Origin of the sequence: Mycobacterium asiaticum (assembly GCF_001668675.1) — a bacterium.
GTDB lineage: Bacteria > Actinomycetota > Actinomycetes > Mycobacteriales > Mycobacteriaceae > Mycobacterium > Mycobacterium asiaticum_D.
In genome coordinates, this window is sequence record NZ_LZKQ01000332.1 from 19,348 (window position 1) to 27,899 (window position 8,552).

Genomic DNA, 8,552 nt, shown 5'->3' on the forward strand with positions numbered 1-8,552 from the left:
TTACCGCTCCTAATTCTCGTCAGCGCCGAAAAAGAACTCGTTGGCGTTGTTGTACAGGTAGTTGTCCAGTACCTCGGCGGGTAGGTCGAGGGCGTTGGCCTCCGGGACGACGCGATGCTGGCGCAGCACCGGCCAGTCGGAGGCGAAGATCACCTTGCCGGGACCTCGGGTGCGCATGTAGTGAATGAGGCTGTCCGGCAGTCGTTTCGGTGACCAGGCCGACGTCATGAGCCGTAGGTTGCGGTATTTGATCAGCATCCGGATCGCGATATCCCACCAGGGATCCGCGCCGTGGATCATGCACAGCTTCAGTTCGGGGAAGCGCGCGCACACCCGGTCCAGGTGGATCGGGTTCTGCACCTCACCGGGAATCGGCGGCCCCGGTAGGCCGGTGTTGACACACAGGGGCAGGCCGATCTCGGCGCACTTGGCGTACAACGGGTAATACACGGCATCGCTGGGCGGGTACATGCCGTCGGCCCAGAAGCTCGGGCCCACGACCGTGTACGCCACCGGCAGATCGGCCACCGTCGCGGTCAGTTCCCGGAGCGATGCCACCGGGCGCAGCAGGTTGACGCCGCCGATGGCCAGGGCGAAGCGATCCGGGCGCGCGTCGGCGAACTTGCGCGCGGTGATCGAAGGCTTCGCCAGGTTGTCCATCAGGATGGCCTTCTGGACTCCGTGTTGGTCCATCTCGTCGAGCAGCTCGGTGAGATCCACCGGCTCGAACATCGACGCCGGTCCCTTGAAGTAGTCGTCGCGAACTCGCTTCATGAACTCGGGCTGCGTCTCGGTCTCCCCGAAGTGGACGTTGACCAGGCAATCGATCACCGGCCGGGGACCCCGGTCGCTCATTTTCCGGATGTCCTTGCCATGCTTACCGTTTCAGCTTGTTGTTTGGCCCAGCGATAGTCGGCTTTGCCGTTGCCCAGCCGGCGCACCCGATCTACCAGGATAAACGCCTTGGGCGCCTTGAACCCCGCCAACCCGGCGGCACAGTGGGTGCGAATTGCGTCGGTGTCGAATTCGGCACCCGCACGCAGTTGAATCAGCGCCACGACTTCCTGGCCCCACCGTTCGCTGTCGCGGCCGACCACCAGAGCATCGGCGATCGCGGAATGTGCACGCAGTACCTCCTCGACCTCTTCGACGAACACCTTTTCACCGCCGGTGTTGACGACCAGCGAGTCCCGACCGAACAGGCGCAGTGTTCCGTCGGCTTCCACCGAGGCCCGGTCGCCCGATATCACCACGCGGCGACCCTCGACGACCGGGAATGTCTTCGCCGTCGCGGCCTCGTCGTCGAAGTAGCCCAACGGAATTCGACCGGTGCGGGCCACCCAGCCGATCTGCGGTTCACCCGGTTGCAGAAACCGGCGGTAATCCTCCGAGAGCACCAGGCCCCCGGCCCTGATCGTGAAGGTATCAGTTTGGGTGTTTTGGCGACTGTGCCCGAACCCCATGTTGCCGGTCTCCGAAGACCCGTAACCGTTGATCACGGTGATGTGCGGCAGGTACTTCAACAGGGCCCGTTGATGTTTGACGTTAGTGGCCGCGCCGCCGGTGCCGATCGCGAACAGCGCGGACAGGTCGTAGTCGCGGCGGCCAAGCTCATCCACCAGCGGTGCGGCGTAGGCATCGCCGACCATGGTCATCAGGCCGACCTTTTCGCGTTCTGCGATCGCGAGCACCGCCGCGGGATCGAACTTCTGTTGGGTGTCGTAAAGGACGGCCGTCTGCCCCGACAGGATGGCCGAGAACGCGGTCCACATGCCCGCGGCGTGCATCAACGGGGACACCGCGAACCAGGGCGCTCCGGCATTCTGTGCCCGCGCCTGGATCTCCTCGACGCCGGCGTGGTCGTCGCCGTTCATCGACGCGACGTACATATCGGCCTGCCGCCACAGCACACCTTTGGGCCGCCCGGTCGTTCCCCCGGTGCAGATCATCAACAGGTCGTCCGGCGACGGCACTTCGTCATGATCCGAATCACCCTGCGCCAGAGCATCTTCCAGGGTGACGGCACCCGCGATCTCAGGGGACCCAGTGCCGTCGTCGATCGAGATCAACAACTCGGCGCCGGCCGGCAGCACCTCGACGAATCTGGCGCCCAACGAGCGGTGATAGACGATACCGCGCGGCTTGACGTAGGCGAGCAGCTCGGCCACTTCCCGCGGTGTGTAGTAGTGGTTGACGTTGACCGGCACCACCCGCGCCTTGAGGCAGGCGATCACCAGGTCGGGATACAGGTCGTTGTACATGATCAGTGCAACCCGGTCCTGACCGCATTGCCAGTTGTCCAGCCAGGCACGCTCGGCATGTGCGCCGAATCCCCGGTGCGCCAGATAGTTGGCCAGCCGGCGCGTCCGTTCGGCGGATTCGGCGAACGTGCTGGTGCGCGCGCCGCAGATCGTCATGACCCGATCGGGCACGGTCTCGGCGACCGCATCCAGGACGGCCCCGATCGTCCATTCACCCATCGGCAGCGCTATACCGACGCAGTGATATTCGCACCCAGCAGGTCAAGCGCGTTGTCGCGCATGACTTTACGGGTGTCTTCGGCGCTGAACTCCGGGAACTGCGGAATGTCGGCAGTGAAAGCCATCGGATCGGCCAGCCCCTCGCCGTGTGGCCAGTCGGAGCCGAACAGGATCTTCTCCACGCCGATCGTCTCCGCAAGCAGCTTCACATCGTCCTCGTAATACGGGGCGATCCAGACGTTGTTCCTCAGTTGCGCCACCGGGTCCTCCTTGAAGTGATAGGGGGCGGTGTTGGCGGCTTTCTTGAGTCGCTTGATCAATCGGTAGACGAAGTACGAACCGTTCTCGATGCTCGCGACCTTCAATTTCGGGTGACGAGTGAAAACCTGATGCACGATCATCGAGGCCATCGAGTCGTGGATCGCCCGGTCATCCAGCAGCACCTGGTCGAGCGGATCCTTCTTGCCGAACCCCTCGAACGTGGCCTTGCCGCCCCACAGCGCATTGATCGCCAGGTAACCGCTGTCACTCAGGTGGAAGCCAACGGGCACACCGGCTTCGGCGAGTCGAGCCCACACCGGGTCATGCACCGGGTCGCCCAGCGACCGCGGCTTGACCAAGCCGGGCACCGGAGCGGGACGCACGAGCACCATTTTGGCGCCTCTGCCCAAGACGAACTCGACCTCCTCGACCGCTTTGACCGGATCAGCCAGCGAGATGATCGGCGCCGCGATGATCCGGTGATCTGGACGGTCGAAACCCCAGTCCTCGTCGAGCCAGAGATTGAAGGCGTGTAGCGAGGCCATGGTGGCGTCGATGTCGGACTTGAGGGCTTCCTCCACACCGCAGGCGAAAGTGGGCAGCATGAACACGGTTTGGAGGTTCTGGGTGTCCATGACTTTCACTCGGGCATCCCGGTTCTGGTATTCGGGATGGTTCCCCAACCGGTCGACCTTCATCAAGGACGCCGGATCGACACCTTCCGGGATCTCCCCGCGAAACAGCAGATCCAGACATCCCGGTTCGATGATGGGGTCGAAGGTCGGGTTCGGGATGAACTGATTGATACGTTCGCCGATCACCGCCCAGGTCCGCTTGCCGTCGTTCAGCATCTGCACGCCGCGGCGTTTGAACTCCTTCGGCAGGTGCCGAGTGAACGAGTCGATCGGTTCGTAGTAGTGGTTGTCGACGTCAATCGCCTGGTAATCCAGCGTCGTCATCGCGGACGTCCTCTCAAATCTGCCGGTTCCCTTAAGTGTCGTCGCTGTGCGAGGTCAGTGGCGGAAATCGTGGCGGGCGCTTCTCGAAGAAGGCGGTGATGCCTTCGATGAAGTCCGAACGGGTCATGGATTCGTGCATCAATCGCTCGGCGGTGTGGCTCGTCTCGACGATCGGCAGACCCGCGTCGGCGTAGAGCTGTCGTTTCATCACCGCCAGTGAACTGGGCGCGCAGTTTTCCGCGATGTCTTCGGCGTAGGCCAACGCCGCGTCGAGTAAGTGCTCGCCCGGCACCACCTGCTTGACCAGGCCCAGTTCGGCCGCCTCCTCGGCCGTGAAGGTGCGACCGGAAATCAGCAGGTCGACGGCGGCACCCCAGCCGACCAGCCGCGGCAGGATCCACGAGATGCCGTACTCGGCAACCAGTCCCCGCCGCGCGAACGAAGTGGTGAACTTCGCCCCGGCAGCGGCGAAGCGGATATCGGCCATCAGCGCCAACGCCAAGCCGATGCCTGCGATCGACCCGTTGATCGCGGCGATCACCGGCTTGCGCAATTGGGTCAGAAAATACGGGTGCTTCTCGGCCACCAGCGCGGTGACGTCGGTCTGGCTCGCCGACTCGACCGTCGTCGACGAGATGGAATCCAGATCGCCCATGTCCGCGCCCACGCAGAACGCCCGGCCGTTGCCAGTGATCACGATGACGCGCACGCGGCGGTCGGCGTCCGCGGTTTCCAAGCAGCGGAAGAACATCGACGTCAGCGCCCCGCCCCACGCGTTCCGGCGCTCCGGGCGGTTCAGCGTGATCAGCGCGACGCCGGGCGGCGAGACGTCGTACAGCACCGGGTCCCCCGGCGCGGTCGGCCGTTCGGCAACCGCGCTGCCGTCGGTGCTCATCAGACCGTCCCCTCAATCGTGCAAAGCTCGCGCAACATCCGCCGCAGCAGGGCGCGTAGTAGATACTGTATACCTATCGGTACTGCTTTCTGCAATGTTGGGCCAGGCTGACCGAATGGGCAGGAAGGCCTGATCACCCGGGTCTTCGGGGACGGTCGGCAAGCCCATCATGCTTTGCCTACTGTATTCGTTACCGTAGGCTCATGCGGATCTTCTTTTAGTGCTGTTGAGCCGCCGGGGAGCCAGGTGACAGGTCAAGTCCACGAGCAGGTTGAGCTGCGTGACCCGTACCCGTTCTTCGCTCGACGCCGTCGCGATTGCGGCGTGTTCGAGGGCACCGTGATGGACTACTCCAAGACTCCGGAGGCCTTCCGGCCCAGGTGCGAATACTCGGCGGTTTCGTTCCACGCGGTCAACACGGTATTGCGCAACGGCCAGGTGTTCACGTCGAGGTTCTACGACAAGACCATCGGGACGTTCATGGGTCCGACGATTTTGGCGATGGACGGCACGCAACATCGGGAGCACCGCAATCTCGTGTCGGCCGCGTTCAAGTCCAAGGCGTTGACGCGGTGGGAACCGACGATCGTGCGGCCCACCTGTGCCGCCTTGATCGACAACTTCATCGCGCGCGGTCATGCGGACCTGGTGCGAGACTTCACCTTTGAATTCCCGACCCGGATCATTGCGCAATTGCTGGGCCTGCCCGCCGAAGACTTACCGATGTTCCGCAAGCGTGCGGAGCAGCTGATCAGTTACCACGTCAACTACGAGCGGGCCTTCGAAGCGTCCGCGGCACTGAAGGACTACTTCCTCGCCCAGATCGAGCGGCGCCGGTCGGAGCCAACCCAGGACATCATCGGCGATCTGGTGACCGCGGAGATCGGTGGCGAGAGACTGAGCGACGAAGCCATCTACTCGTTCCTGCGGCTGTTACTTCCGGCTGGATTGGAGACCACCTACCGCTCGTCGGGAAACCTGCTGTATCTGTTGCTCACCCACCCTGACCAGTTCGCTGCCGTGCGGGCCAATCGCGAACTCATCCCGCAGGCTATCGAGGAAGGGCTGCGCTACGAGACGCCCCTGACCACGGTGCAGCGGTTCACCACCGCCGCGGCCGAGCTGGAGGGTGTGACGATTCCGTCGCGAGCTATGGTCAGCGTCTGCATCGGCTCGGCCAATCGCGACGAGCGGCGCTGGGAACGGCCCGAGGAGTTTGACATTTTCCGGAAACCGCTGCCGCACATATCATTCGCCGCCGGTGAACACACCTGCCTGGGACTGCATCTGGCACGTTTGGAGACCCGGGTGGCGCTGGAGTGCCTACTGGATCGGTTGACCGACATCGAGTTGATCACCGATGACGATCCCCACATCCACGGCCAGCCATTCCGTTCCCCCACCGCATTGCCGGTAACGTTCAACTCGATGTGACGGGAGGCCACATGACGATCAAGGTGATGGCGGGGATTCGCGTCCTCGAGGTTGCGCAGTTCACCTTCGTCCCCGCGGCCGGAGCCATCCTCGCCGACTGGGGCGCCGACGTCATCAAGGTCGAGCACCCGTTGCGCGGCGACACCCAGCGCGGGTTTCTCAACATGGGCGGCATCCAAGTCGACCCCGAGCGTCATCCCCTGATGGAGCATCCCAATCGGGGCAAACGCAGTGTGGGGATTGATATCTCCACGCCCGGCGGACAGGAAGTGATCTACGAGCTGGCCAAGAGTTCCGATGTGTTCTTGACAAATTACATGCCGGCGCAGCGCCAGAAGAACAAGTTCGACGTCGAGCACATCCGCGCGGCGAATCCCGACATCGTCTATGCCCGTGGCTCGGCCTACGGCGACAAGGGACCCGAACGCGACGTGGGCGGCTACGACGGCACCGCGTTCTGGACCCGCAGCGGCGTGGGCCACTCGTTGACCCCCGCGGAGCTCGGCGGTGCGCTGGGACAAGGCATTCCCGCGTTCGGGGATTCCATTGGCGGCATGTTCATCGCCGGGGGCATCTCGGCTGCGCTGTTGCATCGGGAACGTACCGGTGAAGCCGTCGAGCTGGACGTGTCGTTGCTGAGCACCGCGTGGTGGGCGGCCGGCGCGAGCGTGACCCAAGGAATGGAGACCGGCGAGGTGATGCGTTCGCATATGCCGGGATCCCTTGCCCCGTCGGTAAATCCGTTCATGGCCAACTATCTGACCTCTGACGGCGGCACCATCAACCTGTGCATCATCAGCCCGACCGGCCTGATCCGCGACACCTTCGAACACCTCGGCATTCCCGACGCCGCCGACGACCCGCGCTTCTCCGAGGTGTTGCCGCTGATCCAGAACGCCGACGCGGCAGCGGAGTTGATTGCTGAGGCGTTCGCCGCCAGACCATTTGAATATTGGCGTCAGCACCTGAAGACGATGCGCGGGCAGTGGGCTCCGTTCCAGAGCCTGCTCGACCTGGCCACCGACGAGCAGGCGATTGCCAACGACATGATCGCCGAGGTTGAGGTGGTCAGCGGCGGGGCGCCGTTCCGGGTGGTTCGTGGGCCGGTTCAGTTCAACCATGAGCCGCTGGAGACGACGCGGTCGCCACAGGCCTCCGAGCACACGGAGATCGTGTTGATGGAGCTTGGGATGGATTGGGATCGGATCGCGGAGCTCAAGGAGGCGGGGGCTATCGCCTGACGTTTGGGCGCGCGTCTTGCACTTGTCCACAGTTGGGGGTTTGTCCACAGATTGCGGTTTGGCCGGGGCTCCAACGGCGCCCCGTCACTAGCATCGAACCTATGTTCGACGGCGTGGATGATGCGGGCCTGGTGGATGCCATGGTCGCCGGCGCAGCCGCGGAATCGATCGCCGCCGCCGGGCGGTTGAGCGCGATCGCCGAACTGGTCGCCCGCCACGGTGACGGACCCCCCGACAGCGCCCGCTGGTCCTGTGACAACTGGGACATGCTGGCCGCCCAAGTCGCAGCCGCCCACCACATCAGCCACGCCAAAGCCTCGGCCCAGATGTATCTGGCCTGCGCCCTGCGCAACCGACTCCCCAAAATTCAGGCCCTGCTGGCCGCCGGCACCATCACCGTGGACCTGGCCCGCACCATCGTCTGGCACACCGACCTCATCAAAGACCCCGCCATCCTGGCCCGCGTCGATACCGCCCTGGCCGCCGACGCCACCCGCTACGGCCCCCTGTCCGCGGCCAAGACCGCCACCGCCATCGACGCCCTGATCACCCGCCACGACCCCGCCGCCGCACGCCGCACCCGCACCGCCATGCGCGGCCGCGACGTCATCATCACCCCCGCCACCAACAACACCGGCACCGCCACCATCTGGGGCACCCTGTCCGCCCTCGACGCCGCCCTGCTCGACCGCCGCCTGCAAGACATGGCCCGCGACGTCTGCAGCGCCGACCCCCGCACCCAGGGCCAACGCCGCGCCGATGCCCTCGGCGCCCTGGCCGCCGACGGCACCCACCTAGCCTGCACCTGCCAGGCCCCCGGTGATGGGCCGGCACCGCCGGCTCCACCGTTTCCGATCAGGCCGCTGGCACCGCCGTGTCCCCCGGCCCCACCGGCCCCGGCATCTTTACCTACTCCGCTGCCGTCAACACCTGGCACGCTTCCGCCATTACCACCGGCGCCACCCGCGCCGCCGTCGCCGTATAGACGCCCGCCCGCACCACCGGCGCCGCCCGCTCCGGCGACACCCCCGCCAGCGACAGCGTCAGCGCCGGAACCACCGCTACCACCAGCACCGCCCGCTCCGAATAGCCCGGCGGACCCGCCAGTGCCGCCAAAACCTCCGGCGCCGCCGGGTGTGGTCGCGGTTCCGCCGGCACCGCCGGCCCCACCGTTGCCGTACAACCAACCGCCCTGACCGCCGGCTCCGCCGGCCCCGGCACCGCCGCCATGACCACCCTCACCGCCTAAACCACCAGCGGTCAGCGGGTTTGGACCCGCACT

General features: G+C 65.1%; 6 protein-coding genes and 2 pseudogenes. 3 read left to right on the top strand and 5 right to left on the bottom strand.

The annotated features are described in order from the left end of the window. Positions 1–9: 9 nt before the first annotated feature. From A9X01_RS28085 to A9X01_RS28100, 4 genes are read right to left on the bottom strand one after another with little or no spacing between them, the layout of a single operon-like run. Positions 10–855, bottom strand: coding sequence for an amidohydrolase family protein (locus tag A9X01_RS28085; protein WP_065123843.1), 846 nt, complete (start codon positions 853–855; stop codon positions 10–12). Continuing rightward, the gene (locus A9X01_RS28090; RefSeq protein ID WP_065123844.1) at positions 852–2,480 is read right to left on the bottom strand and encodes an acyl-CoA synthetase; all 1,629 of its coding nucleotides are present in this window, start codon (positions 2,478–2,480) and stop codon (positions 852–854) included. The genes A9X01_RS28085 and A9X01_RS28090 overlap by 4 nt, the downstream gene beginning before the upstream one ends. Before the next feature lie 8 nt (positions 2,481–2,488). Further along, complete coding sequence (locus A9X01_RS28095) at positions 2,489–3,700, bottom strand: amidohydrolase family protein (RefSeq protein ID WP_065123845.1); 1,212 nt, start codon at positions 3,698–3,700, stop codon at positions 2,489–2,491. A 31-nt stretch (positions 3,701–3,731) separates the two neighbouring features. Then, positions 3,732–4,595, bottom strand: coding sequence for an enoyl-CoA hydratase (locus A9X01_RS28100; RefSeq protein WP_065123846.1), 864 nt, complete (start codon positions 4,593–4,595; stop codon positions 3,732–3,734). 246 nt (positions 4,596–4,841) lie between these two features. On the opposite strand from A9X01_RS28100, the gene A9X01_RS28105 reads away from it, so the two are divergent. From A9X01_RS28105 to A9X01_RS32335, 3 genes and pseudogenes are all read left to right on the top strand, one after another. After that, positions 4,842–6,029: a cytochrome P450 gene (locus A9X01_RS28105; protein WP_065123847.1), complete on the top strand. Its 1,188-nt coding sequence runs from the start codon at positions 4,842–4,844 to the stop codon at positions 6,027–6,029. 26 nt (positions 6,030–6,055) lie between these two features. After that, on the top strand, positions 6,056–7,270 hold the full coding sequence (locus A9X01_RS28110; protein ID WP_065123850.1) for a CaiB/BaiF CoA transferase family protein: 1,215 nt from the start codon (positions 6,056–6,058) through the stop codon (positions 7,268–7,270). Positions 7,271–7,410: 140 nt separating this feature from the next. Further along, a pseudogene (locus tag A9X01_RS32335) lies at positions 7,411–8,031 on the top strand (DUF222 domain-containing protein); the annotation flags it as partial. Between the two features lie 89 nt (positions 8,032–8,120). On the opposite strand, the pseudogene A9X01_RS32340 reads toward A9X01_RS32335, so the two are convergent. Next, positions 8,121–8,552, bottom strand: a pseudogene (locus tag A9X01_RS32340) (hypothetical protein); the annotation flags it as partial.